This is a genomic window from Cypionkella aquatica (assembly GCF_030161095.1).
Classification (GTDB): domain Bacteria; phylum Pseudomonadota; class Alphaproteobacteria; order Rhodobacterales; family Rhodobacteraceae; genus Cypionkella; species Cypionkella aquatica.
In genome coordinates, this window is the sequence record NZ_BSPP01000011.1 from 210,650 (window position 1) to 233,385 (window position 22,736).

Below are 22,736 nucleotides of genomic sequence, written 5' to 3' on the forward strand. Positions count from 1 at the left end.
AGGGCCAATAACATCCTCGGGGGAAGGAGGGCCTGAGTCGGTGCGCTTGCTTGTTGCAGCGCCAGCTTGGCCATTCGGCATGACTCCAGCCGCCGAGACAGTCGGTCTGGTTTTTCTTGATTTTCTTAGAAGAAACCTATCGTTTCTGCTCATTCAGCAGGTCGGGCGATGCGTTTTTTGCGTTGGGGCTTTCGCTTTGGCTATCTTTGCTTTTGCAAAATCTACCCGGCGCTATTGTGCGCGAAGCTGGGGCAGGGAAATGGAAATGACGGGTGAGGTTGTTGTGCTGGAGACGCAGGAGGCAGGGCTGTTCGATCTGGAAGAGATCGTGGCTGAACTGGCCGAGGTGCGCAGCGACTGGCGGCGCAGCCAAGGCGGCACCGCTGAGGCGGGCGGGCGGGAGTTGCCGTCGCGCGCGCAGATTGCACATATCGTGGAAGGCCTGCGCGGCGCGTTGTTTCCGATGCGGCTTGGCCCACCTGATCTGCGCCCCGAGACGGAAAACGACTACGTCGGCCACACGCTCGACACCGTCCTGCAAGACCTATTGGCACAGGTCAGGCTAGAGCTGCAATGGGCGGTGCGGCATGTCGGGCAAGACCTCCCCGACCCGGATGCCGAGGCGCTGCGCATCACCCGCAGTTTTGCCAACACCTTGGTCGATATCCGCCGGTTGCTGGACAGCGACATCGTCGCGGCTTTTGGCGCTGACCCTGCTGCGCGCAGTGCCGACGAGGTGCTGCTGTGCTATCCCGGCATCCAGTGCATGATCCATCACCGTATCGCGCACCGTCTGCATCGCTTCGGCGCGCCGCTGATCGCGCGGTTGATTGCCGAGCTTGCGCACAGCGCCACCGGCATCGACATACACCCCGGCGCGCAGATCGGGGGCAGCTTTTTTGTCGATCACGGCACCGGTGTGGTGATCGGTGCAACGGCCATCATCGGCGAGCGGGTGCAGTTGTTTCAGGCGGTGACCTTGGGGGCAAAAAGCTTTCCAACCGATGCCACAGGCGCTGCCATCAAGGGCCTGCCGCGGCATCCGATTGTCGAGGACGATGTGGTGATCTATTCCGGTGCGACCATTCTGGGCCGTGTCACCATAGGCCAAGGCGCGGTGATCGGTGGCAACGTCTGGATCACCGAGGATGTGCCAGCAGGAGCGACTGTGTCGCAAGCCCGACTCAGCGGGGTGGTGCCGCAGGTGGTCCGGATATCGGCTTAAGGCGGGTCAGGGGGCATTTTTCTGAGCTGCGGCAAAGAGCAGTAGCCCTGTTCTTTTGCGCCCGACAATCAGGCAAAGCCTGCTCACTCTGGACCTTGTGAGTATCCACAACATTAGAAGATATTACGACATCGCCTTGGCAGAAGCCGAAAGCGAAATGAAATCAATGCCAACTGAGAAGATCATTTCGTTGGACTTGTCGAAACTGACCCACCACCCCGTTTTGGCCTGACGGGTGCGGCGATGGCTGGGTTATAGGTTGTGACGTCTCGATTGGTGATGACGCAGCAATCAAATTTGCAAACGTATTGTAAGATATCATCAGAGTGGCGCTTGCTAGCCTAGGACAAAATTTCCAATATCACTCATCGATCGGCTTTCTTGCTTAAGAACGCCTCGAATGTTCTCAAACAAAGCAGAGATACGCCCTGTCGGGAAGCGGAGCTGTCCCGGCCCCTGTCTGCTCGGAATTTCCGCACAGCCGTCCTCAAGCAGGACAATGGCCTTGGTAATGCGCGCTTTCTCCGCAAGGGATAAGCGCCAGTGAACGGAACAAGCACAGAACGGATACCGGATACTCTAAATGAGACACTCGATACTGCTGTTTCTGCTAGGTCATTAAAATGTTTCTGCTAGGTCATTGAAAACGTGGTGCCCGGAGCCGGAATCGAACCAGCGACACGCGGATTTTCAAGCCGGGGCTAAAGCTTACAAATCAACCGCTTACCCAGGTATTTCTTGTCAAACCGTATCCCGAAAAACAAAGGGTTATCCCGAGTTTGTCAAACCTTTTCAGCAGGCATTTCCAACCTTTTTCCCGCGTAACGCAGGCGAGGGTGGAGGCATCCAATGAGCCACAAAGCGACAAATTGGGCCATTGAACAACGCGGACTTAAGCCCACCGCCAAGGTTGTTCTGTTCCACCTGGCAGATCGGCATAATCCCGACAACGGCTGCTTTCCGTCCCAAGAGCGCTTGGCCGCTGACTGTGAAATCTCGCGCGCCAGCCTGAACAAGCAACTTGCGGTGCTGGAAGCGCGTGGGCTGCTGCGCCGCATCCAACGCCGCAGTGAAACGACGAAGCGGCAGCTTTCAACGCGGTATGTGTTCCCGTTCGAAGATGGCTTTGATGATGTTCCGTCCGCGCCGACTCCTGTCGAAAATAAGCCAACGGATCCAGCGCCGCAGTTTGGTTTAGAATTGCCGTGTCCAGATTCTCGACACGGAGCCGTGTCCAGTTTTGACGCAAAGCCGTGTCCAGAAAATGACGAAAGCCGTGTCCAGAATCTGGACACTAACCTTGTAAGAGAACCTTTAAGGGAACCATGTGTTTGCGGCGATGCCGCAGACATCGAAAAAAGCTTTCGAGAATTTTGGGAAGTTTATCCGAGGAAACGTGATCTCACAAAATCCAAGGCTCTTTTTGAAAAGGCCGCACAGAGCGGGGTCAGGGTCAAAGTGATCTTGAACGCAGCGAAGCGCTATCGGGCAGAGAACGCAGGCAACAAGGCGATGTATCTGGCCTATGCTGATAACTGGCTGGATGCTCGCCGGTGGGAAGACTATCCCGACGATGCCGAAGTGAAGGCACCGAATTCAGTCATTGCCAACGTAGCGGCATTTTGGGCGAAGAAAATCAAATCGAATGCCCACATCCCGCAAACTGCGATCAGTCGCGAAGTCGCGGCTTGCATGATTGGCAACGGCTTGGTGCTTGAAAGTGATCTGCGGCGCGTAGGGGTGACGCTGTGACCTCGAGAAATAGACCGCGCAGAAAATCTTCAAATCTTCATGGCGTTCCGAGGCGGGCAATCGCGTCGAGCAGGGCGGCAAGGCTTCGCGGGTCCTCCCTAGTCTCCAAGTGTACGCGGATAATTCGCGCCCTGTTAGATGTGAGTGAGGTAACATAATACCTACTTGAGATTTGGGTTGTTGTTGTAGTCATTGAGAAAATTGAAGAAATTAAGAATGAATTGGCAGGGTGGGCCATGTGTCGGGCACAAAATCACCCCCGTTTGTCGGCAAGTGGGTAAACCCCGACTGAGTGCGGCCAATGCCCTCCGTGGTGGCGCGGCACACGACCTGAGCGGCCTCGCCTTTGTGCGGGGCCGTTTCATTGCAGATTGAGGCTCTGGCGGGGGTTTGACAAGGCGGCGGGCATCATCCCGCCTCGCGTCGCTTCGGATCGGTGAATAGTTGGGCTGCAACCGTGGCGCAGGCCGCTCCAGCGCGGCGCTGATGGCCTGTGTTGCTGCTGGACAGGTGTTGCCGTAGGCCGGATGATTGCGCCCATGGCGTGGCACGGCATTTATCGTTTGAGCGGTGGGATTGCGTCCAGAACGGCGCTGGTGGCCAAGGGTGGGCCGGATCCGGCAACGACCTATGGCTTGGCGCTGATCGCCACGGGAGGCATGGATTCGCCGCAAGTCGACGCCCGCGATTCTTGGCCGGATTTTGGGATGACTTGGCGCGTCCAATGGCCTCTGGCGGCGTCATTCAACCGCTCGAGCTGGTATCGCACCCAAGGCGCGTAAACACACGTAGCAGGGGCCGCAACGGCCTAGCTGGGAAACCCGCCCGGCTTCGTTATGCCTCTGGCGGTTGGGCGGACGCTATTTGCTCGTTCAGCAGTTTCCCAATCAGCGTCTGCAACTGCGTCAGGTCGAGAGCACCAGCTTTATGTGATGCGTCGGCAGCCTTCAGCGCTGGGATATATTCGGCGCTTCGCTTCAGTAGGGTCGGTAAAATTACGTCGCCTGGAAGCCAACCGCCCGCCTTTACACATATCGCGAAATAGCAAGCTGCACGGGCGGTCCGCCCGTTTCCGTTAATGAAAGGGTGAATAGCGCACAGCTTCCATAGGATAAATGCACCAATCGTTACCGGGTCGACCTGCGACCAGGTGCTGTTGATAAGATTGATAAAGTTGTCCATCAGGGCCGAAACGCGGAAGTGTTCCGGGGTGTGGAAAATGTTCTCGGGGTTTCCATCCCCGTTGTGAACGTAAACTGGGCAAGGCCGATACTCACCCGCATTTGTGTGTAGACAAGCTATTGCATGAAAATTCAGAGCCTTAAGGATGCTCTGCGAGAGAAATAGTTGGTTGGTGCTGAGCGCAGCGTTTACGATTGACTGCAAAAACGAAAACTGGCGATCCCCATTGGAGATCGCCAGCGCTTGGTAGGGTTCACTCGCTTCCGAGTTGTTCAGGTCATAGAGTATCAATCTGACTACCTTTCGATCAGGCCGCCGTACCATCAAGTTTGCGCAGTTCGCGCTCGACCATTTCTGTCGTGATCTTGGTTTTCTCATCGCTCAACGAAGTGGTGATGTATGATACCTTCTGGCGATGCAGCTGCGCGGCGGAAACACCCCGCTTGGCCGCGTCGACAAGCGCAGTCAAAAGCCTCGGGTCTGTTTGAACCATCATCATTGCGGTATCCTCTCGGGTTGTCTTGGGCAGTTTGTTGTTTTTTCGTTATCAAAGCATGAAGATTCACGAACCCCAAACTATTTTCGCTTGACGCGCAAATTTTCGGTGTTCGGCAGCTCGTTCGGCCATTGATAGCGGTCAATTCGAGCTTTTCGATGACGTGTCAACGCTAGAGTTGCACTTTGCGTTCCTTGATGCAGCGCCAAAGTGTCGCAGGGTGCGCGTTTCTGCATACTCTACAGATGTGGGGCTTAACTTGGCGTTCTACAACCGCACGCCAAACTGCCGCAGGTTGTGGGAACCGGCGAATCTCGGCATTCTGCCAAGAGGGTGTTGAGGCAGCGGCGGGCTGTCCTGGGGATCGGGCGGGCTTTGGTGCGGCGGGTGGTGCGCACCAGCACCAGCCCGAGGCCGAGGCCGTGACGGCAAAAGAAAACCCCGCCGGGCTTGCAATGGCCTTTGGCGGGGTCGCCGCTTGCGCGGTCTTGAGGCTCAACGCCGAAACGCGAGCTGACTGGGCATATATAGGGCGATTGGACTTAAAGGTCAATAAAAGGGCGGTTAAACCGCCAATTATACACCCGGCAATGCCTACAGACCAAGTGCAGCGCGGATACATGCGAGAACGGCAGAGAAATCCGCCTCAGAAATGCGAGGGGCCAGATACTTACGCTTGCCGTTGGGGTCACGGTCCGTCCGAAACATGTCCAGGCGATCAAAGGATACCGTGGCAATCATATCGGCTTTCACCCAGCAAACCTGTATGGGAAAGCCCGGAAGCGGCTGGGGCAAAGTGATCTGACAATGATGCGCCGCCGGATTCGTTGGAACCGTGGTGCTAAGAGGCACAACGGTCATCAGCCCAGTGCGATGACGCAACCGGGGTGAAATCACGATCACAGGTCGGCGCTTGACCATCTCAGGTTCACGGAAGCCACCCTTCGAATAATCACAAAGAAGCACGGTCCTAGGTGGCTGGTCATACTTTATCGGCATTACTCGGATGGGCCTTTCATCCGCTCAATATTATCCGCTTCAGCTTCCATCGCCACAACGATAGCTCTGTCTCTAGCCATTTGTGCCATATTTGAAAGGCGGTCTGCGGCTAACCACAGATCCTCCGCAGATGCGAAAAAGTCTACTCTCACAACAGCTATAGCCAAATCTGCGTCAAGAGACTCGGTTATCCTAGCAATGATTTCCGCGTTCATGCTGCGGCGGTTTGAATCTGCATACGCCTTGATCCGCTCACGCATCCCGTCAGGAAGGCGAAGCATGAATTTGTCGCTTTCGCGTGAAGTGCTATCTGACATGCTCTGACCTTTTCTGTCACGGTGACACTATTTTCTCCTTGACCGCAATGGCGTCACCGTGACATCTGGTGTCACCGTGACGCATTGAGGAACCCATGACCGACCGCAAGCCGCTCCAACTTCGCCTGCCGCATGATCTGAAGAACTGGCTTAAGGCCGAAGCCGAAAAGAATGGCGCAAGCCAGAACAGCGAGATTGTCCGGGCGATCCGTGAGCGCATGGATCGCAACCGCACCGAAGCACTGCAAACCCAGTAACAACGGAGACACCTATGCCCAACCAGAACCCCGCGCCGGGGAATAACCTCGGCTTGCCAAATCTCAAGGATATTCATTTCAAGGCCCTGCTTGTCGCAGATTTATTTGCGGCGCTGATGGGTCTGCAAGACTTCGGAGGCCCGGAGTCCGGCCCAGTTTTCGCCGTTGCGCGGGCAGGTGAACCGCTGGCGCGCGAATTGGCCGCCGATCTTGAGAGGGTGATGTGATGGCACACACACTCACTCGCCGCGCTGTTGCGGGGATTATGGGCGCGTTTGTCGGCGGCGTGCCGGTGGTATCGGATTCGGGCCACATGCCGCAGCCCTCGCAGATGATGCGCGTCTATCACGACTGGTTGCGCCATCGCGCCACCTTCAACAGTTTCGCCGTTGATTGCGCAGAAGCAGATGCGGCATGGGCCAAAATGATGGAAGCCGAAAACAATATTGAAGCGCTGCCCATGGTTGAAGCCCGCGATTTTGCCGTGCGGATCCTCGTTTGCTCTGATCTCGGCGGCTTGGATGCATTGGAGCAGATCATTGCGGAGGCTGCCGAAATGGTAGTGGTAGCGATTTGACCGCCGCTGATTTGCCCTCCGAACCCGCGCTCTGCAAGCTGACAGTATACGATGCCAAGGTTATCAACGGCCACCTCTGGCGCATCAACGACCTTTGCAAAGCTGCACAGGTGATCCTTGGGCACAATCTGGTCGCGGCAGAGGATCACCCCGCTAGTCGCGGCCTTGATGGAATTCTTTCCGCTATCGAGTTGTCTGCCGATGAAGCGAATGTGCTGATTATAGAGCATATTTAGGGGTTTTCTGACCTGCGTTAGCAGATCGATAGCCTGCCCTGCTACTGGATGAGGCGTAATTTCAAAGGGTATCTATTGACGCCCTTCGAAATTGACGACAAGATGACATCAAATGATGCCCTCTGATGGAGAAGAGAAATGAAACGTGCAGCAATGCTCTATTGCGCTGACATCGACGCGCCGCGCTACAAAGTCTTGAAGCAAAGGCGGCAACTGCCCTTCGTCGCAAATGATGATGCCGAAGCTGAAGGCGGGGATGGCAAGTGGGCCGATTATTCGCTGGATGACGCATTTCGTCTGCGGTTGATGCTGGATCTGATCGGCGGTGAGTCGACAGATGAAACCCAGCTGAATGGGCTTGGGCCAAGCTACGCTCAGAGCATTGTTTACAACGCGATGTCTCGCTTCCCGCGTCACCCGCTGAATCAAATCGAGCCTCGCGACTGGTGGGCAGGTCTGATTGTCCTTGAGGATAACAACGCCGACGAAGGGGTTTTTCGCTTTTCCGAATGGTATGTTGGCGAGTTGGAACACCTCGATGCTTGGGTGAAAGAGAAAGCTACGCGGCCATGCGCAGGCCCAAATGCATCGGTCACCACCCGCAACCTGCCCGTAGTCCGAATCTTTATGGTTAATGTCTCGCGAGTTGCGACCATTGTGCGGCGTCGCGCCGAAGAATTGGGGTTGCCCGAGGCTGAGGACTTTTCGGAGGTTCCGCGCTGATGCTGCACGTCTTCACCCTGCCGCATCCGTGGTGGCGCGTGACGTTCCTCGAACTGGTCGAGCCGACGCGCCGGACCGATGAAGGCCAATACTTCCAGAAATGCCTCTATCTGGTGGACCATACCGCCGAGGGCGGCAAGCAGCTCTGGAAGCGCGGTAGCGAATATCTTGTGCCCAATGTGCGCCAGACTGTGGGGCCCGCGCAATGAGCGGCTTTCTTCTGTCAGGCTGCATTGGGGACGAGGGGGCAACGCCGGATGATCTGGCGCGGCACCTCGATGCAAACCCCGGCGCAACGACAATCACTGTCAATTCGCCGGGTGGCAGCGCCTTCGACGGCGCTGCGATGCTTGCGCATCTGCAAGCCCATGGCAACGCGACTTGTCGTATCGTCGGAATCGCCGCTTCTGCGGCTTCGCTGGTGGTTATGGGGGCGAAGCGGATCATCATGCACCCCACGGCGCATCTGATGATCCACAACCCCGCAGCTGTGGTTTTCGGCCATGCCGAAGCTCTGCGGGATGAAGCTGACGTGCTGGACAAACTCGCCGGAACCTACGCGCAGGCCTATGCCCGCGCCACAGGCAACCCCGTGGCGCGCATAGCGGCGTGGATGGATGCCGAGACATGGCTGACCGCCGATGAGGCGCTGGCGCTGCATTTCTGTGACGAAATCGACGGCGAAGGCACACGCGGCAAAGCTGTCGCTGCCTTCGACTATGGCCGATTCCGCGCCGCGCCCCCGGCGCTGGTGCGGCTGGCGAAAAAGAATGGGTGGGCAAATGGTTTGCCTGCCAAATTGGAAAAAGGAAGTGATGATGAATAAGCCTTTGACGGGTTTCACCCCGACCGCGCGCAGCCTTGCCCAAATGCGCATTGTGACGGCCAAGGCAAATCTGCCCGACAGCTTCGCAGAAATTATGGCCGGCGCATCCATACCCGTTATGATCGCGGATGATGTTGCGGCCGGAATTGCTGAGTTGCAAAAGATGTTCGAGCCTTTCCCGGCTGCAATCGAAAAGATGGCCGAAATCTTGGGCAACCTTTTGCCGAAGGTCGCAACCGCCCCCGATGCTGGGCAAGCCAAGCAAATGGTTGTGGCTGATGGCCGCGAAAAGCTGATGCAGCACTTGGCTGATCTGGATGCCGCATCGGGCCTAGTCCGCAGACGCGATGAAAGCGGCGATAGCTACGCCGCGGTGCGCCAAATGAATGGCGCAGCTCGACCCTACGCTGTGCCGATTGGGGCGCAGTCTATCCAAGTTCGCGATCAAGTTGCAGATGCGCTGCTTTCTCGGATGCTGCCGGGGCATGTGCCGACGATCGGGCGTGAGTTTGCCTCTATGCGGCTGGAAGACTTTGCCCCGCAACGCACCTTCGGCGGCGCGGTTCGTGCGCGTATGTCCAACTTTGCCAACACTGGCGACTTCCCCTATGCGTTGGCGGTTGCGTCAAACAAAGTGTTGCTGAATTTTTACGAGGCTGCACAGTCTGCCCTGAAAACCGCATCCCACGAGACTTCGTCGCGCGACTTCCGCCCGATCAATACCGTTCGTGTGAGCGGTGGCGGGCAGCTGCCGCTGGTGGCTGAAGGTGCCGAATTCAAAGCAAAGTATTTTGAAGATGCTGGCGAAGCTTATGCGATCCAAACTTTCGGCGGGATCTACGGCATTACGCGGCAGGCTATCGTGAACGACGATCTGGACGCATTCAGCAGTCGCGTGCAGTTGCTGGGCACCGGAGCGGCGCAAACCGAAGCCAGCTTGCTTACCGCCTTGTTGCAGATGAATTCCGGCGCGGGGCCGACGATGGCGGACGGGAAAACGCTGTTCCATGCTGATCACGGCAACCGCGCTGCCTCGGGAAGCGCTTTGTCTATCGCGTCGGTATCTGCGGCCCGGACCGCGATGCGGCGGCAAAAGGGCTTGGCAGGCGAGATCATCCAAGTTCTGCCCACGTTCTTGGTGGTTCCGCCCGAAAAGGAAACCGAAGCGGAGCAGATCGTTGCGCAACTCGCATCGGTCAAGGTCGATGAGGTCAACCCTTTTGCATCCAAGCTGACCGTCCTCTGTGACCCGAACCTGACTTCGGCAACTCGCTGGTATCTCGCTGCCGCACCGGGTCGGCCCGATGGCCTGCAACACGCTTATCTCGACGGCAACAAAGGCCCGCAGATCACCACGCGCGAAGGCTTTGAGGTCGATGGAACCGAATTCAAGGTCTCGCTGGACTTCGGCTGCGGCTTTGTCGATTGGCGCCCGTGGTACATGAACCCCGGTGCCTAAGCGGACCTAGTGCGGCTCGACGCAATACGGCGCAGGCCAGCGGAAGTGTCCTATCCGCTGGCCTGCGCAGAAACCTTCGATCAGACAATTAATAGAAAAGCAGATCGGCACATGGGAATCGCAAACCTCAATATCAGCGTCACCGAAAAGCGGATGATGAGTGAGGCCGAAGCTGCCAGTTATTGCGGGCTTCCAGCCAAACACTTCAAGGTCTGTTGCAATGTCCAACCCGTTAATTTGGGTGGAAAAGCGCTCCGCTACGACAAGCGTGATCTTGATCGGTGGATTGACGCCGAAAAGACGGGCGATGTCGACACCAGCCGCGAAGCAATTCTGTCGAGGCTTTGATGACTGTTATTCGGGTCAAAGGCTTCCAGATCTCTGCAGATCGCCACGGCAAGGCGCGATGCTATCACCGCGCGACGGGACATAGGATCGACTTGGAAAAGGCTCCGATTGGCAGCGCCCAATTTTTTGCTGAATGCGAGAAGATCAAAGCATTGGCCGACGCGCTGAAATCGAAGCAACCCAAAGCGGGAACGCTTGGCGGCATCATCGCAATCTACTTTGCGGAGGATCACTTTAAAAACCTGTCAGACCGCACCCGGCGCGACTATCGGAAATGCGCGGCCTTCCTAGAGAAGATTCTCGATACCCCCGTGCATTCTATCGACACGCCGCTGATTGCGGGCCTTCATGAGAAGGCGGCGGGCAAAATTGGCTGGCGTCAAGCAAACATGCTGCGCACCTTCCTAAGTGAAGTTTTTCGCCATTGTGTGCCCAAAGGCCTGATCAGCGCCAACTTTGCCGAAGCCGTGCTTGTGAAGCCGCGTCCGCGCGATCTGGCATATGCAAACCGCCCTTGGACCGATGATGAGCGGGCGACCATTCTGAGCCTTGCCCCGGCGCATATCCGAGTTGCGTTGGCATTGATGGCGAACACGGGCCTTGATCCCTCAGACGCTCTAAACCTGCGCCGTGATGCGATTGCCGATGGCGTAATCTGGGCGCGGCGCGGCAAAACAGGGCAAGAGGTTCCGTTGCCGATTGTGCCGACCATGCAGGCGGCGTTTGACGCGGCACCAAAGCACGACGCCTTGACTGTGCTGGCAAACATTTCTGGCCTGCCGTGGACTTACAACGGGTTTTCCACCGTCTGGCATCGCTTCAAAGCCAAGCAGGTAAAGGCAGGGGTGATTCCAGCCGATCTGACTTTGAAGAGCCTACGCCATACTGTCGCGACTGTGCTGCGCGAGGCTGGCGTGCATCCGCGCGAGATTGCCGATCTACTCGGGCAGAAAACCGAAAGCATGGCGCATCACTATTCTAGGAATGCACGGCTCACAGACAGCAACCGCAAGACCATTGAAACACTAGAGGTTGAGACTGAACGGCGCATAAAGATTGTCAAACCTTTTCCCAAAACCGTCAAACCGTAAGAAAGGGCTTCAGGATGCAAGCCGAATTTAATATCAATATCAATGGGATGACGTGGTGCCCGGAGCCGGAATCGAACCAGCGACACGCGGATTTTCAATCCGCTGCTCTACCAACTGAGCTATCCGGGCATCGTGCGAAGGCATTGCCTTGCTTGGTGGCGGGGTGATACGTCACAGGCGCGGGGCTGTCCAGAGGGATTTGGCAGAAAAATGCGCCTTGGCGAAGATCATTGTGGGCGGTGTTTGGGATCGCTCAGATCCTCGGGGTTCTCGTCGTCGATCGCCTCGGCGGGGATGGTGTAGCTGCCGGTAAGCCATTTACCCAAATCAATATCTGCGCAACGGCGTGAGCAGAAGGGTTTGTATTTTTCATCGGCTTTGCGGCCACAGATCGGGCAACTCATGCCAGCAATTCGGCCAAGGGCAGCCGATCCCGCTTGCGGGTGATCTCGTAAAGGCCCAGCGTGGTCCAGCCAGCGAGATTGACCTCGGATTCAGATTTGAACGCGGCGCGGATGACTTGATCAAGGATCGCGCGGTCTTTTTTTGGCATCGGCGCAAAGTCGATCACCACTTGGCCGCCAAGGCCGCGCAGGCGCAACTGGCGCGGCAGTTCGCGGGCTGCGGCGATATTGGCCTTAAGCGCGGCGGCGGGTGAGGTGTCATTGCCGGTGTTCACATCCACGGCCAGCAGGGCGCGTGTGGGTTCGATCATCATGTGACCTTCGCCCAAAACCACGCGCGGGGTCAGCAGGGCGTCGATCATTTCCAGCACGTCATGCTCGGCAAAGCCGTCTTCGATCACGTCATCGGGTTCGGGATCGGCCCAGTCGCGCCATGCGGTCTCGTGCGCGCCTGCGCCCTCGACCAGCAATTCGGCGTTGCCGACAGTATCTGCCAGCACGGCTTGGGCAAGGTCGCGCATCGCGGCGATGTCTTCGGCGATCTCGTCGTCATTGGCATGGATGCAGGCGGATCGCAGGATCAGGCCCAGCGTTTCGTCGGCACCCTGCATCGCGGCTTGTGCCAGCGATTCCAGTTCTGCCCGCAGCGGCTCGTCCTTGATGCGGCGCGAGATGTTCAGACCGGGTGCGCCGGGAGTGACGATGGCGTAGCGTGATTTGAACAACAACCGCGTGGTCACCGGATAGGCTTTGCCCGCCTCGGCGGGGCCGGTGATCTGAACCAGCAAGCGTTGGCCGGGGGCGATGCCTGCGGTTTGGCGCAGGAAACCCGACCCTTCGGGCAGCTTGACGAACAGCCCGCCTTGACCCTTCATCGGGCGGTCGGCGATGGCGCGGTAGATCGCACCCGGCAAGGGCGCGTCGGTGATCGGGTCGATCGCCAGATCATGCAGTTGGCCATCCACCACCAAGGCCGCAGCGGGGCGGCCTTTCAGCGTGTCGAGCAGGACGAGACGGGTCATGAGCGTTTCCAAACCGGGTAGCCTGCCGCAGTCAGCAGGGCGGAGGTTTCCGCAAGGGGGAGGCCGACGATGCCGGTGAAGCTGCCTGAAATCCACGGGATGAAGGCAGAGGCGGCGCCCTGGATCGCGTAAGCTCCGGCTTTGCCTTGCCATTCCATCGAGGCGAGATAGGCGTTCAACTCGTCATCAGACAGCCGCTTCATCTTTACCGCCGAGACGGAGTCGCGGGTCCAGATCTTGTCACCGCGTTTGACCGCGATGGCGGTGATGACTTGGTGGCGCCGCCCGCCGAGATCGGTCAGAAAGCGCGCGGCTTCGCCTGCATTGGCGGGCTTGCCAAGGATACGGCGACCCAAGGCAACCGTGGTATCGGCGGTCAGCACGATGTCGTCGGGATCAGCCGGGATCGCGCGGGCTTTTTCCAGCGCCAGTCGCGCGCAGTAGGGGCGCGGCAACTCGGCTTTCAGCGGATCTTCGTTGATGTCGGGGGGAAGGATGGCGTCGGGGGTGATGCCAAGCTGCGCCAGAAGTTCCTTCCGGCGCGGGCTGCCTGATCCGAGGATAAGCTTCAATTTACTTGAAGCGGTAGTTGATGCGGCCCTTCGACAGATCGTAGGGGGTCATTTCGACCTGCACCTTGTCGCCTGCCAGAACCCGGATGCGGTTTTTGCGCATCTTGCCTGCCATCACCGCGATCAACTCATGGCCGTTATCGAGTTCAACCTTGAAAGTCGCGTTGGGCAGGAGTTCCTTCACGACACCGGGGAATTCGAGGATATCTTCCTTGGCCATGGTCTCTCCAATAGGATTTAGCCCGCGGAAGCCGCAGGCATGGGCGCGGATATGGACCTGTTGGCAGGGATTTTCAAGGGGGAAAGTTGGGGGGTGTGGGGGGCCGTTACAAAGAGGCTCCGGCGGGGATGTTTTTGCAAGGGAGAGGACTGGGCAAGAGTTGGTCCCAACTCGGGGCCAAATTTAGTTGTTTAATATCAATGGCTTGATGTGTTCATGTTAACGAAGTTTTAACGATTTGCACCGGTTGGGCGGCGCGCAGGGCTTGTTCGGGCCAATGTTGGTGGTTGAAAACAGAGCCTGTGGCGCGCACGGCATCAATGGCTGCAAGCTCTATTTCGGCCACGGCCCAGCCGGATTGGTTGACAGCGGTTTGCGCGAGAATCCCAGTTTCTGGGAAGCCCTTGTCCGAAGGGCCGTAGATCGCTGCTGCGCCGACGTTTTCATCCACCGCCGGGCAGAAGTCGCAAAAGCCTACGGTGGGGGCGTGCACGACGACGCATTGGCCTTCCAGCGCGCGCGCCATCGCGCCGACTTTGACGCGGGTGTATCCGGCCAGAGTGTCGGTGCAGGACGGCACGAGAATGATCTGCGCGCCAGCCTCGATCAGGCTGCGCGCCAGCAGGGGGAATTCGCTGTCATAGCAGATCAGCACGCCGATTTTGCCCAAGGGGGTATCGAACACCTGCAACGGGTCGCCTGCGACCACGTCCCAGGTTTCGCGTTCAAACCGGGTCATCATTTGCTTGTCTTGATGGCCGATGATGCCGCTGGGGCCGTAGAAGGTGGCGCGGTTTGTCGGGCGCGCGTTGCCAAAATAGGGGGCCGACGCGCCAAGGATGTACAGCTTGTGTTTGGCCGCGAGTTGGCAATGCAGCGCATCGACGGCAGGGCCGTGGCGAGCGACCTCGTGCAGGGCGGCCTCTAGGTTTTCGGAAATGGCGCGCGAGGCGAGCGAGGTCAACTCCATGCTGCCATATTCGGGAAACACCAGCAAACGCGCGCCCAAGGCGACGGCATCTTCGACCCAGATCGTGATTTTGTCGGCATATTCTGCGAAATCAACAAGGGATGACAGCGGGTAGGCGGCGGCTGCGAGGATCATGTGGCGGGCCTTGGGTAGGGGGCGTGATTTCACGCACCATTTGCGGGGGAAAGCGGTGCGTCAAATCACGCACCCTACAGTTTGCGCATCCAGAATTGCAGGGGTTTGGTGGAGTCGGAGGTATCGCCAACGTCTTTCCACGCGAACTCGGCGATCACACCGGGCAAGGGCGCGTAGCCTCGGCCCAGCCAGAACGCATCATTGGAGCGGGCATTTTCGGGCTTCGCCGGGTGGCTTTCGGGGCGTTGCACCGAGCAGAACGCGACATGGCTGCGGTGATGCGCGCGGGCGTGGTCTTCGCGCAGATCAATGAAGCGGTGGCCAAGGCCGATGCCGCGATATTCAGGCAGCAGCACGGATTCGGCCCCGTAAAGGATGTTTTCAAGCGGCAGGTTCAGGGCGCGGAACGGGGTTGAAAATGCCTCTGCGTGATCTTCCATCAGGGTCGAGGTCGATGCCCCGACCAAGCGACCTGCGTGAAACGCGCCGACCAGCAGCGCGCCGGGATTGTCGCGGTAGGTTTTCAGATAGGCGCGCTCGTAATCGAGGTTTCCATCGTAAAGGTAGGGCCAATCCCGGAAAACCGCGATGCGCAGGGCGGCAACACCATCAAGTGCAGCCTCTAGCGCGGGGCCCGTCAGGGCGCGGACTTCGATGTGATCGGGGATTTGATCCGGGGTCATGCCGAGACCTGAGCGATCCAGTCATTCAGGTTATAGAAAGTGGTGATGCGGGTGATTTTGCCGTTTTTCAGATCGAAAAACGATCCCGCGGGCAGGATATATGTCTGGCCGTTGGCTTCGGGCAGGCCGGGGTCGGTTTTGAGATATGCACCGTGGACGGTAAATTCGGCGCTTGCACGGGTGCCGCTTTCGTTGACGAAGATTTCGATGTCTTTCAACTGCTCGCGGTAGGACACGCCCATATGGGCGCAAAATTCGGCGAATTTCTCACGCCCGAGACGGATGCCGCCCTCGTTGACGCGGTGTTCAATGTCATCACTGACACAGGCCAGCATGCCCGCAGGATTTTCGGCGTTGAACGCGGCGTAATAGGCGGTGACGATGTTGCGGGCGGTTTGGGTCATTGCGGCCTCGTGTCTGGGTTTGGCCACATGGTGGCACGCGGGGCGGCAGGGGTCCAGACCGGGATCGGCAGGAATTGGCTGGTTTGCGACAGCGACCGAGTGGCCGCTGTCGTTGCGGGGATTTCGTCAGCTGGCGTCTTACAACGCCGCCTGGCGCGCGCTTACAGCGCTGCCTTGATCGTGGTGGCGATCGGCGTGGTCGGCCGGCCGATCAGCTTCGACAGGGTGTGGCTTTCATCCAGCAGCGATCCACGCGATGCGGTATCGTCGCTGTCGGCAAGGATGTTTGCGAAGGCTTCGGGCAGACCGAAACTTTGCAGGATGCCCGCATAGGTGTCTTTCGGCAGAGTGTTGAACGGGATGGTCTTGCCGGTTTGTTTTGAGACTTCGGCGGCAAATTCGGCCATGGTGTGGGGGATGTCACCTGCGAGTTCATAGGTTTTGCCCGCATGGGTGCTGTCCAGCGCAGTGATGGCGATGGCATCTGCGTAATCAGCACGCGCGGCGGAAGCGATGCGGCCTTCGCCGGATGCACCAATCAGCGCGCCATGCTCGACCGAGGCCTTCAGGCTGCCGGTGTAATTCTCGGTATACCAACCGTTGCGCAGGATGGTGGCGGGGATGCCTGCGGCTTTGATCGCGGCCTCGGTTGCGATGTGATCGGCAGCCAGCACCATTGGCGAGGCATCGCCTTTCAGGATCGAGGTGTAGATCAGATGCGTGACGCCTGCGGCCTTTGCCGCGTCAATCACGGCGCGATGCTGGCCAGCCCGGTCGTTGAAATCATTCGAGGAAATCAGCACGAGGGTGTCGATGCCTTTCAGCGCGGGGGCGAGGGTCTCGGGTTTGGTGTAGTCAAACGCACGCGCCGAGGTGCCGGTGATTTTCGCCGGATCGCGGACGAGGGCTACGACATCCGCCTGAGGGGCACGGGCTTTCACGGCAGCGAGCGCGAGTTGGCCGAGCGCGCCAGTGGCGCCAGTGATTGCGATGGTCATGGGGTTCTCCTTGGTTGATGGCGTAGAGATACGCCTTTACTTACCAAAGGGAAGTACATACATAAATGTTAGTATGAGAATTTTGTGCATTGGGGATTGGTGATGAATGCAGGCTTTCAATTTCCGCCGAATGTGTTGGCTGCCGAATGTCCGTCGCGCACGGTGTTGAAGCATCTGACAAGCCAGTGGGGCGTGCTGGTGATGCTGGCGCTGCAGGGTGGCACGTTGCGGTTTTCGGCTTTACGGCGCAGAGTCGGTGGCGTGTCAGAGCGGATGTTGTCGCAGACCTTGCAGGCGCTGGAAGGCGACGGGCTGGTGCTGCGCATCGCGCATCCGGTGGTGCCGCCGCATGTGGAATATTCGCTGACGGTGCTGGGCGTCGGGGCGGCAGAGCGGGTGGGGGCATTGACGGGCTGGATCGAGGATCATCTGGCAGAAATACAGGCGGCGCAGGTTACGGCCTAAGATTGGGGGTTTCACACCCCCAAACCCCCATGGGATATTTTTGAACAGATGAAAGCAAATTTTAGATAAATTTTAGCGCTTTGGCTTACGGTTCGGTTGGGGGGCCGAAACGATCCAACATCCGGGTTTTGATCTGGTCGCGGGCTTGGCGGTACGCCGACAACTTGGCATCGCGGCCTTCGCCCAAGGCGGTGGGGTCGATGATCGGCCAGTATTCGACTTCGAGATGAAAGGCTTTGGTCAGATCAAGCGCCGCGTGCTGGCTGGCCGAGGACAAAGCGATGATCAGATCGAACTGGCCCAGATCATCGCCCAGAGTCTGCATTTCTTCAAACGAGCGCGCGCGGTGGCGCGACAGCTCGATGCCCAATTCGGCGCAGACCGCGATGGAAAAGCCATCCACCTCCATATCGTTTTTCACGCCCGCCGATTGCACATAGGCGCGTTGGCCGTAGAACTTCTTCATCATCGCTTCGGCCATCGGCGAGCGGACAGCATTGTGATCGCAGCAGAACAGCACGGATTGCGGAAATGCCATCATCAGCCCCAGTGCAGAACGCAAATCAGGGTGAACAGGCGGCGGGCGGTGTCGATATCGACTTCTGCCTTGCCTTCCAGCCGTTCCTGCAGCACCCGCGCCCCTTCGTTGTGGATGCCACGCCGGGCCATGTCGATCGCCTCGATCTGGCTGGGGGGCAAGCGCTTGACGGCTTCAAAATACGACTCGCAAATTTGGAAGTAATCCTTGACCACCTGCCGGAACGGCCCGAGCGACAAATGAAACTCTCCAACCTTTTCCGTTGCTTCGGTGGCGATGTCGAACACCAGACGGCCCTCGCGGATCGCCAGACCCAAGCGGTAGGGCCCCGGTTGGTTGGGGCGGTCTTCGCGCAGGGGCAGGGCAAACGAGTTGTCCTCCAGCAGATCAAAGATCGCTACGTTGCGCTCTTGCTCGATGGTGGGGGTGGTGCGGGCTAGGCCGCGCTCGTCGATGTCGATGGCGCATATCCGGTTCATGCCGCCCCCCCATTTTCGCCAGAAGTGTTCAGCCGATCCAGCCGCGCGCGCACCGAAAGCCCATGCGCCTGCAGGCTTTCCGAGATTGCCAGACGCTCGGCAGCAGGGCCGATTTTGGCCAAAGCCGCAGGCGTCATTTTGGCCAAAGTGGTGCGTTTGACAAAATCCATCACACTCAATCCAGAAGAAAACCGCGCAGACCGCGCCGTGGGCAACACATGGTTCGGTCCGCCAACGTAATCGCCGATGGCCTCTGGTGTCCATGCCCCCAGAAAAATCGCGCCAGCATGGGTGATTTCAAGCGAAAGCGCATCGGGGTCGGCGGTGCACAGCTCCAGATGTTCGGGGGCAATGCGGTTGGATAGGGCGGCTGCCTCGGACAGATCGCGGGTGATGATCACCGCCCCATTGTCGCGCCAGGATGGGCCTGCGATGTCGCGGCGCGCAAGGGTGACAAGGCGCTTTTCAACAGCGATGGCAACGGCTTGGCCAAAGGCGGCATCATTGGTGATCAGGATGGATTGCGCGCTTGCGTCATGTTCGGCCTGGCTGAGAAGATCCAGTGCGATCCAGTCGGGATCATTGTCACGGTCGGCGATCACCAGAATTTCCGATGGTCCGGCGATCATGTCGATGCCAACACGTCCAAACACCCGGCGCTTTGCGGCGGCGACATAGGCATTGCCAGGGCCGGTGATTTTATCAACAGGCGCGATGGTTTGCGTGCCGTAGGCAAGCGCTGCCACGGCTTGCGCACCGCCGATGCGATAGATCGTATCAACGCCCGCGATCCGCGCGGCCAGCAGCACCAGCGGATTGACGATGCCATTGGGGGTGGGGCAGGTGATCACCAAGCGCGCAACACCTGCGACCTTGGCGGGAATGGCGTTCATCAGCACCGATGACGGATAAGACGCGGTGCCACCCGGCACATACAGCCCAGCGGCTGAAACCGGAGTCCAGCGCCAACCCAGGCTCGCCCCGGCCTCATCCGTCCACATCGCGTCCTGCGGCATCTGGCGGATATGATAGGCGCGGATGCGGTCGGCGGCGAGTTCCAGAGCGGCGCGATCCTCGGGCGATACTTTGGCACATTCGGCCTCTATCTCTGCCGGGCTGAAGGCAAGAGTTTCGGGCGTCAGCTGCAAACGATCAAATTTTGCGGTCAGATCCAGCACGGCTGCATCACCGCGGGCGCGCACATCGGCGATAATGCTGGCCACGGCGGTATCGACATCCTCGGCCTCTTCGCGCTTCATCCCCAGCAGGGCTGAAAATCGGGTTTCAAAATCGGCGTCAGTGGTCGACAGGAAACTGGGCATGTTGGGCTCCGGTATTGCTGCGCTTGCATAACGGTTGGGGCGGGGTGCTGCAAGAAAAAGGGGTGTTGCCCCGCGCGCGGGCCCGCCTCAGGCTATTTTGACCCCAGAATATTTTGACCCCAGAGTATTTGGACAATTGTGAAAAGACGTCAGGCTTTCATACTGGCCCAAATATCTCCGCCGGAGGCTCTATGGCGCAAGGCAAATCCAGCCATGCTCAGCCGCCGAAATGCGAGAACCGATAGGGCGAGCTTCCGTATTTCTTGCGGAATGACTTTGAGAAATGCGAGGTCGAGGCATAGCCGCAGGCCACCGCCACTTCCGTGACCTTCATATCGGTTTCGGCCAGCAAAGACCGCCCGCGCGCCAGCCGCAGATCGTTCATATAGCGCACTGGGGTGATGTTCAGATAGCGACTGAACAGCCGCTCTATCTGGCGACGCGACAGCGCCAGATGCGCAGCGCAGGCATCAAGGTCGAAATCTTCTTCGATATGCGCCTCCATAAAGGCGGCGGCTTGCAACAGTTTGTCGTGCCTTGTGCCAAGCCGGGCAGCCAGCGAGGTGGTTTGCAAATCTTCTTCCTGCCTGCGCTGGGTCAGCAGGCACATATTCATCACCTCTTGCCCCAAGGTGGCGCCGAAGCGGTCGTTGATCAGTTTGAGCATCAGATCGGCGGCGGCAACGCCACCGGCGCAGGTCATCACCCGGTCATCAATGCAGAACACCTGCCGGGCGGGCAGCATCTCGGGATGGATTTCGGCGAAGGCTGCTATATTGTCCCAATGCAAGGTAAAGCGGTGGCCCTTGAGGATGCCTGCCTGCGCCAAAGCATAAGCCCCGGTGCACAGGCCGCCGACCACGCGACCGCGCCGCCACAAAGACCGCAGCCAGTCGCCCAAGGCAGCTGAGGCTTTGCCTTCGGGTTCCACGCCCGAGCAGACCAGCACCATGCCTTCGGGTTTCGCCTGTGGCCAAGCGCCATCCACCATGATCGGCACGCCATTGGAACAGGCCACCGCCGCGCCATCCTCGGATAACACCGTCCAGCGAAACAGCACCTGCTGCGCCAGCTGGTTGGCCATGCGCAAAGGTTCAATCGCCGATGAAAACGCCAGCATGGTGAATTTCGGCAGCAGCACGAAGGCCACGTCCAGCGGCTCGATCCGGCCCGACAGCGTGACATGCGCCGAGCCTTTGGCGACGAATTTTTGCGCGTCTGACATGGTTGCCCCCTCTGGACCAAGTATAGCAGAGTTGGGCGCGGACGACATCAGCTGCGGATACCGGCGAATTTTTGCTGCCAATCGGCGCGCTCTTCATCGGTGATCTTGCGGAACAGGTTCTCGGGCACGCTGAACGCATGGCCTGCGGGCAGTGCCGTCATCGCACCGGCAATGTCATCTGGCCATGTCCAATCATCCGACCCGATCGCCGCCATCATCGTGGCTGCCGCATCGGGGATGAAGGGGGCCGACAAGATCGCATAGACCCGGATCAGGTTCAGGCTGAGGCGGATCATCGCCTGCGCGCGCTCGGGGTCGGTTTTCACCACGCTCCACGGCGCTGCGGCTTGCAGATATTCGTTGCCGATCACCCAGATTGCACGCAACTCGGCGCTGGCCTTGCGGACCTCCATCGCCTCCATGCAAGCGGCGTAATCCTTGATGCGCTGGCCAAGCTCTTCGATCAACCGGGCCTCTTGCTCGCCCATTTCACCGGCGCTTGGCACGGTGTTGCCAAATTTCGACACGCAGAATTTGGTGACGCGGCTGACAAGGTTGCCCAACACATCGGCGAGGTCTTTGTTCACCGAGACCTGGAAATTCTCCCACGTAAACTCGCTATCCGCCGATTCCGGGGCGTGGCTTAGCAGCCACCAGCGCCAGTAATCCGACGGCAGGATCGACAACGCCTGATCCATGAACACGCCGCGCCCGCGCGAGGTGCTGAACTGGCCGCCATCATAATTCAGGTAATTGAAGGACTTGAGGTAATCGACCAGCTTCCACGGCTCGCCCGACCCCAGAATGGTCGCGGGGAATGACAGCGTGTGGAAGGGCACGTTGTCTTTGCCCATGAACTGATAATAGGTCACGTCCGAAGCACCCATATCGGTGCGCCACCAGCGCTGCCACGCGGCATCGGGCAAGCCCTGTGCGTCGGCCCATTCGGCAGTGCAGGCGATGTATTCGATGGGGGCGTCGAACCAGACGTAGAAGACTTTGCCTTCCATGCCGGGCCAGATCTGATCGCCCTTTTTCACCGGGATGCCCCAGTGCAAATCGCGGGTGATCCCGCGGTCTTGCAGGCCGTCACCATCGTTCAGCCATTTCTTGGCAATCGAGGTGGTCAGGATCGGCCAGTCTTTCTTGCTGTCAATCCAAGCCTCTAGCTTGTCGCGCAAGGAGCGTTGGCGCAGATAAAGATGCTTGGTGGTGCGCACTTCCAGATTGGTCGAGCCGGAAATGGTGGAATGTGGGTTGATCAGATCGGTCGGGTCCAACTGCTTGGTGCAGTTGTCGCATTGATCGCCGCGCGCAGAGTCGTAGCCGCAATTCGGGCAGGTGCCTTCAATATAGCGGTCGGGCAGAAAGCGGCCGTCGTCGACCGAGTAAACCTGTTGTTCCTCAACCTCGCGGATCAGGCCTGCATCGGCCAGACGCCCTGCAAAATGCTGGGTAAGCGCATGGTTGCGCTGGCTGGAGGACCGCCCGAAGTGGTCAAAGGACAGCCGGAAGCCCTTGGCAATCTCGGCCTGAACCTCGTGCATTTCGGCGCAATATTCGGCCACTGGCTTGCCTGCTTTGGCGGCGGCGAGTTCGGCGGGCGTGCCATGTTCATCGGTTGCGCAGATGAACATCACCTCATGCCCGCGGGCACGGTTATAGCGCGCGAACAGGTCGGCGGGCAGTTGGCTGCCCACCAGATTGCCTAAGTGCTTGATGCCATTGATATAAGGAATGGCCGATGTGATCAGAATCCGTGCCATGATATGCCCTTTCCCGTCAGTTGCGCCCCGTTTAACGTATGGCGC

31 protein-coding genes and 1 tRNA gene are annotated in these 22,736 nt (G+C 58.8%); 14 read left to right on the forward strand and 18 right to left on the reverse strand.

The window, feature by feature from the left end; genetic code table 11:
* Nucleotides 1-265 precede the first annotated feature (265 nt).
* The 3 genes from epsC (at nucleotide 266) to QQJ98_RS16385 (ending at nucleotide 3,759) form a co-directional block, all read left to right on the forward strand.
* Nucleotides 266-1,225, forward strand: coding sequence for a serine O-acetyltransferase EpsC (gene epsC, locus QQJ98_RS16375; RefSeq protein ID WP_284326437.1), 960 nt, complete (start codon nucleotides 266-268; stop codon nucleotides 1,223-1,225).
* 849 nt (nucleotides 1,226-2,074) lie between these two features.
* A complete protein-coding gene (locus QQJ98_RS16380; RefSeq protein ID WP_284326438.1) occupies nucleotides 2,075-2,977 on the forward strand; it encodes a helix-turn-helix domain-containing protein in 903 nt (300 codons plus the stop codon).
* A 539-nt stretch (nucleotides 2,978-3,516) separates the two neighbouring features.
* Nucleotides 3,517-3,759, forward strand: a complete 243-nt coding sequence (locus QQJ98_RS16385) for a hypothetical protein (protein ID WP_284326439.1) — start codon at nucleotides 3,517-3,519, stop codon at nucleotides 3,757-3,759.
* A gap of 52 nt (nucleotides 3,760-3,811) precedes the next feature.
* Here QQJ98_RS16385 and QQJ98_RS16390 read toward each other — a convergent pair whose 3' ends face one another.
* The 4 genes from QQJ98_RS16390 to QQJ98_RS16400 form a co-directional block, all read right to left on the reverse strand.
* The gene (locus tag QQJ98_RS16390) at nucleotides 3,812-4,450 is read right to left on the reverse strand and encodes a Fic family protein (RefSeq protein WP_284326440.1); all 639 of its coding nucleotides are present in this window, start codon (nucleotides 4,448-4,450) and stop codon (nucleotides 3,812-3,814) included.
* Nucleotides 4,451-4,466: 16 nt separating this feature from the next.
* Nucleotides 4,467-4,658, reverse strand: coding sequence for a hypothetical protein (locus QQJ98_RS16395; protein ID WP_284326441.1), 192 nt, complete (start codon nucleotides 4,656-4,658; stop codon nucleotides 4,467-4,469).
* Between the two features lie 591 nt (nucleotides 4,659-5,249).
* Complete coding sequence (locus QQJ98_RS19875; protein WP_431307829.1) at nucleotides 5,250-5,654, reverse strand: type II toxin-antitoxin system PemK/MazF family toxin; 405 nt, start codon at nucleotides 5,652-5,654, stop codon at nucleotides 5,250-5,252.
* Nucleotides 5,654-5,971, reverse strand: a complete 318-nt coding sequence (locus QQJ98_RS16400; RefSeq protein WP_284326442.1) for an Arc family DNA-binding protein — start codon at nucleotides 5,969-5,971, stop codon at nucleotides 5,654-5,656. The genes QQJ98_RS19875 and QQJ98_RS16400 overlap by 1 nt, the downstream gene beginning before the upstream one ends.
* 95 nt (nucleotides 5,972-6,066) lie before the next feature.
* Between QQJ98_RS16400 and QQJ98_RS16405 the strand changes: the two genes are divergently transcribed.
* The 10 genes from QQJ98_RS16405 (at nucleotide 6,067) to QQJ98_RS16450 (ending at nucleotide 11,488) form a co-directional block, all read left to right on the forward strand.
* Nucleotides 6,067-6,228: an Arc family DNA-binding protein gene (locus tag QQJ98_RS16405; protein ID WP_284326443.1), complete on the forward strand. Its 162-nt coding sequence runs from the start codon at nucleotides 6,067-6,069 to the stop codon at nucleotides 6,226-6,228.
* 14 nt (nucleotides 6,229-6,242) lie between these two features.
* The gene (locus QQJ98_RS16410; protein WP_284326444.1) at nucleotides 6,243-6,455 is read left to right on the forward strand and encodes a hypothetical protein; all 213 of its coding nucleotides are present in this window, start codon (nucleotides 6,243-6,245) and stop codon (nucleotides 6,453-6,455) included.
* A 38-nt stretch (nucleotides 6,456-6,493) separates the two neighbouring features.
* On the forward strand, nucleotides 6,494-6,805 hold the full coding sequence (locus QQJ98_RS16415; RefSeq protein WP_284326445.1) for a hypothetical protein: 312 nt from the start codon (nucleotides 6,494-6,496) through the stop codon (nucleotides 6,803-6,805).
* The gene (locus QQJ98_RS16420; RefSeq protein ID WP_284326446.1) at nucleotides 6,802-7,041 is read left to right on the forward strand and encodes a hypothetical protein; all 240 of its coding nucleotides are present in this window, start codon (nucleotides 6,802-6,804) and stop codon (nucleotides 7,039-7,041) included. The genes QQJ98_RS16415 and QQJ98_RS16420 overlap by 4 nt, the downstream gene beginning before the upstream one ends.
* Nucleotides 7,042-7,179: 138 nt before the next feature.
* A complete protein-coding gene (locus tag QQJ98_RS16425; RefSeq protein WP_284326447.1) occupies nucleotides 7,180-7,764 on the forward strand; it encodes a hypothetical protein in 585 nt (194 codons plus the stop codon).
* A complete protein-coding gene (locus tag QQJ98_RS16430; protein ID WP_284326448.1) occupies nucleotides 7,764-7,973 on the forward strand; it encodes a hypothetical protein in 210 nt (69 codons plus the stop codon). The genes QQJ98_RS16425 and QQJ98_RS16430 overlap by 1 nt, the downstream gene beginning before the upstream one ends.
* Nucleotides 7,970-8,590, forward strand: coding sequence for a head maturation protease, ClpP-related (locus QQJ98_RS16435; RefSeq protein WP_284326449.1), 621 nt, complete (start codon nucleotides 7,970-7,972; stop codon nucleotides 8,588-8,590). The genes QQJ98_RS16430 and QQJ98_RS16435 overlap by 4 nt, the downstream gene beginning before the upstream one ends.
* The gene (locus QQJ98_RS16440) at nucleotides 8,583-10,049 is read left to right on the forward strand and encodes a phage major capsid protein (RefSeq protein ID WP_284326450.1); all 1,467 of its coding nucleotides are present in this window, start codon (nucleotides 8,583-8,585) and stop codon (nucleotides 10,047-10,049) included. Before QQJ98_RS16435 ends, QQJ98_RS16440 begins: the two co-directional genes overlap by 8 nt.
* A 45-nt stretch (nucleotides 10,050-10,094) precedes the next feature.
* The gene (locus tag QQJ98_RS16445; RefSeq protein ID WP_284326451.1) at nucleotides 10,095-10,397 is read left to right on the forward strand and encodes a hypothetical protein; all 303 of its coding nucleotides are present in this window, start codon (nucleotides 10,095-10,097) and stop codon (nucleotides 10,395-10,397) included.
* Complete coding sequence (locus tag QQJ98_RS16450) at nucleotides 10,397-11,488, forward strand: tyrosine-type recombinase/integrase (RefSeq protein WP_284326452.1); 1,092 nt, start codon at nucleotides 10,397-10,399, stop codon at nucleotides 11,486-11,488. Before QQJ98_RS16445 ends, QQJ98_RS16450 begins: the two co-directional genes overlap by 1 nt.
* A gap of 53 nt (nucleotides 11,489-11,541) precedes the next feature.
* Here QQJ98_RS16450 and QQJ98_RS16455 read toward each other — a convergent pair.
* The 9 genes from QQJ98_RS16455 to QQJ98_RS16495 form a co-directional block, all read right to left on the reverse strand.
* Nucleotides 11,542-11,617, reverse strand: a tRNA-Phe gene (locus QQJ98_RS16455).
* 98 nt (nucleotides 11,618-11,715) lie between these two features.
* Nucleotides 11,716-11,892, reverse strand: coding sequence for a DNA gyrase inhibitor YacG (locus tag QQJ98_RS16460; RefSeq protein ID WP_284326453.1), 177 nt, complete (start codon nucleotides 11,890-11,892; stop codon nucleotides 11,716-11,718).
* Nucleotides 11,889-12,914 (reverse strand): ribonuclease E/G, encoded by a 1,026-nt coding sequence (locus QQJ98_RS16465; RefSeq protein WP_284326454.1) that lies wholly within the window; start codon nucleotides 12,912-12,914, stop codon nucleotides 11,889-11,891. The genes QQJ98_RS16460 and QQJ98_RS16465 overlap by 4 nt, the downstream gene beginning before the upstream one ends.
* Nucleotides 12,911-13,486: a Maf family protein gene (locus QQJ98_RS16470; RefSeq protein WP_284326455.1), complete on the reverse strand. Its 576-nt coding sequence runs from the start codon at nucleotides 13,484-13,486 to the stop codon at nucleotides 12,911-12,913. The genes QQJ98_RS16465 and QQJ98_RS16470 overlap by 4 nt, the downstream gene beginning before the upstream one ends.
* A gap of 1 nt (nucleotide 13,487) precedes the next feature.
* A complete protein-coding gene (gene infA / locus QQJ98_RS16475) occupies nucleotides 13,488-13,706 on the reverse strand; it encodes a translation initiation factor IF-1 (protein ID WP_054005112.1) in 219 nt (72 codons plus the stop codon).
* Nucleotides 13,707-13,920: 214 nt separating this feature from the next.
* The gene (locus QQJ98_RS16480) at nucleotides 13,921-14,811 is read right to left on the reverse strand and encodes a carbon-nitrogen hydrolase family protein (RefSeq protein WP_284326456.1); all 891 of its coding nucleotides are present in this window, start codon (nucleotides 14,809-14,811) and stop codon (nucleotides 13,921-13,923) included.
* Nucleotides 14,812-14,885: 74 nt separating this feature from the next.
* Nucleotides 14,886-15,494 carry a GNAT family N-acetyltransferase gene (locus QQJ98_RS16485; RefSeq protein ID WP_284326457.1) on the reverse strand — a complete coding sequence of 203 codons (609 nt, stop codon included), beginning with the start codon at nucleotides 15,492-15,494 and terminating at the stop codon, nucleotides 14,886-14,888.
* Nucleotides 15,491-15,898 (reverse strand): ketosteroid isomerase-related protein, encoded by a 408-nt coding sequence (locus QQJ98_RS16490; RefSeq protein WP_284326458.1) that lies wholly within the window; start codon nucleotides 15,896-15,898, stop codon nucleotides 15,491-15,493. The genes QQJ98_RS16485 and QQJ98_RS16490 overlap by 4 nt, the downstream gene beginning before the upstream one ends.
* A 161-nt stretch (nucleotides 15,899-16,059) precedes the next feature.
* Nucleotides 16,060-16,896 carry an SDR family oxidoreductase gene (locus tag QQJ98_RS16495; protein WP_284326459.1) on the reverse strand — a complete coding sequence of 279 codons (837 nt, stop codon included), beginning with the start codon at nucleotides 16,894-16,896 and terminating at the stop codon, nucleotides 16,060-16,062.
* A gap of 102 nt (nucleotides 16,897-16,998) precedes the next feature.
* Here QQJ98_RS16495 and QQJ98_RS16500 point away from each other — a divergent pair, with 102 nt between their 5' ends.
* The gene (locus QQJ98_RS16500) at nucleotides 16,999-17,361 is read left to right on the forward strand and encodes a winged helix-turn-helix transcriptional regulator (RefSeq protein ID WP_284326460.1); all 363 of its coding nucleotides are present in this window, start codon (nucleotides 16,999-17,001) and stop codon (nucleotides 17,359-17,361) included.
* Between the two features lie 85 nt (nucleotides 17,362-17,446).
* Here the strand turns inward: QQJ98_RS16500 and QQJ98_RS16505 are convergent, their stop codons facing one another.
* The 5 genes from QQJ98_RS16505 to metG form a co-directional block, all read right to left on the reverse strand.
* Entirely contained in the window at nucleotides 17,447-17,899 is a 453-nt protein-coding gene (locus QQJ98_RS16505; protein WP_284326461.1) for an arsenate-mycothiol transferase ArsC, read from the reverse strand.
* Between the two features lie 2 nt (nucleotides 17,900-17,901).
* Nucleotides 17,902-18,378 carry a UPF0262 family protein gene (locus QQJ98_RS16510; protein WP_284326462.1) on the reverse strand — a complete coding sequence of 159 codons (477 nt, stop codon included), beginning with the start codon at nucleotides 18,376-18,378 and terminating at the stop codon, nucleotides 17,902-17,904.
* On the reverse strand, nucleotides 18,375-19,700 hold the full coding sequence (gene hisD / locus QQJ98_RS16515) for a histidinol dehydrogenase (RefSeq protein ID WP_284326463.1): 1,326 nt from the start codon (nucleotides 19,698-19,700) through the stop codon (nucleotides 18,375-18,377). Before hisD ends, QQJ98_RS16510 begins: the two co-directional genes overlap by 4 nt.
* A 217-nt stretch (nucleotides 19,701-19,917) precedes the next feature.
* Nucleotides 19,918-20,925 (reverse strand): GlxA family transcriptional regulator, encoded by a 1,008-nt coding sequence (locus tag QQJ98_RS16520; RefSeq protein ID WP_284326464.1) that lies wholly within the window; start codon nucleotides 20,923-20,925, stop codon nucleotides 19,918-19,920.
* 47 nt (nucleotides 20,926-20,972) lie between these two features.
* Entirely contained in the window at nucleotides 20,973-22,691 is a 1,719-nt protein-coding gene (gene metG, locus QQJ98_RS16525) for a methionine--tRNA ligase (RefSeq protein WP_284326465.1), read from the reverse strand.
* Nucleotides 22,692-22,736 lie beyond the last annotated feature (45 nt).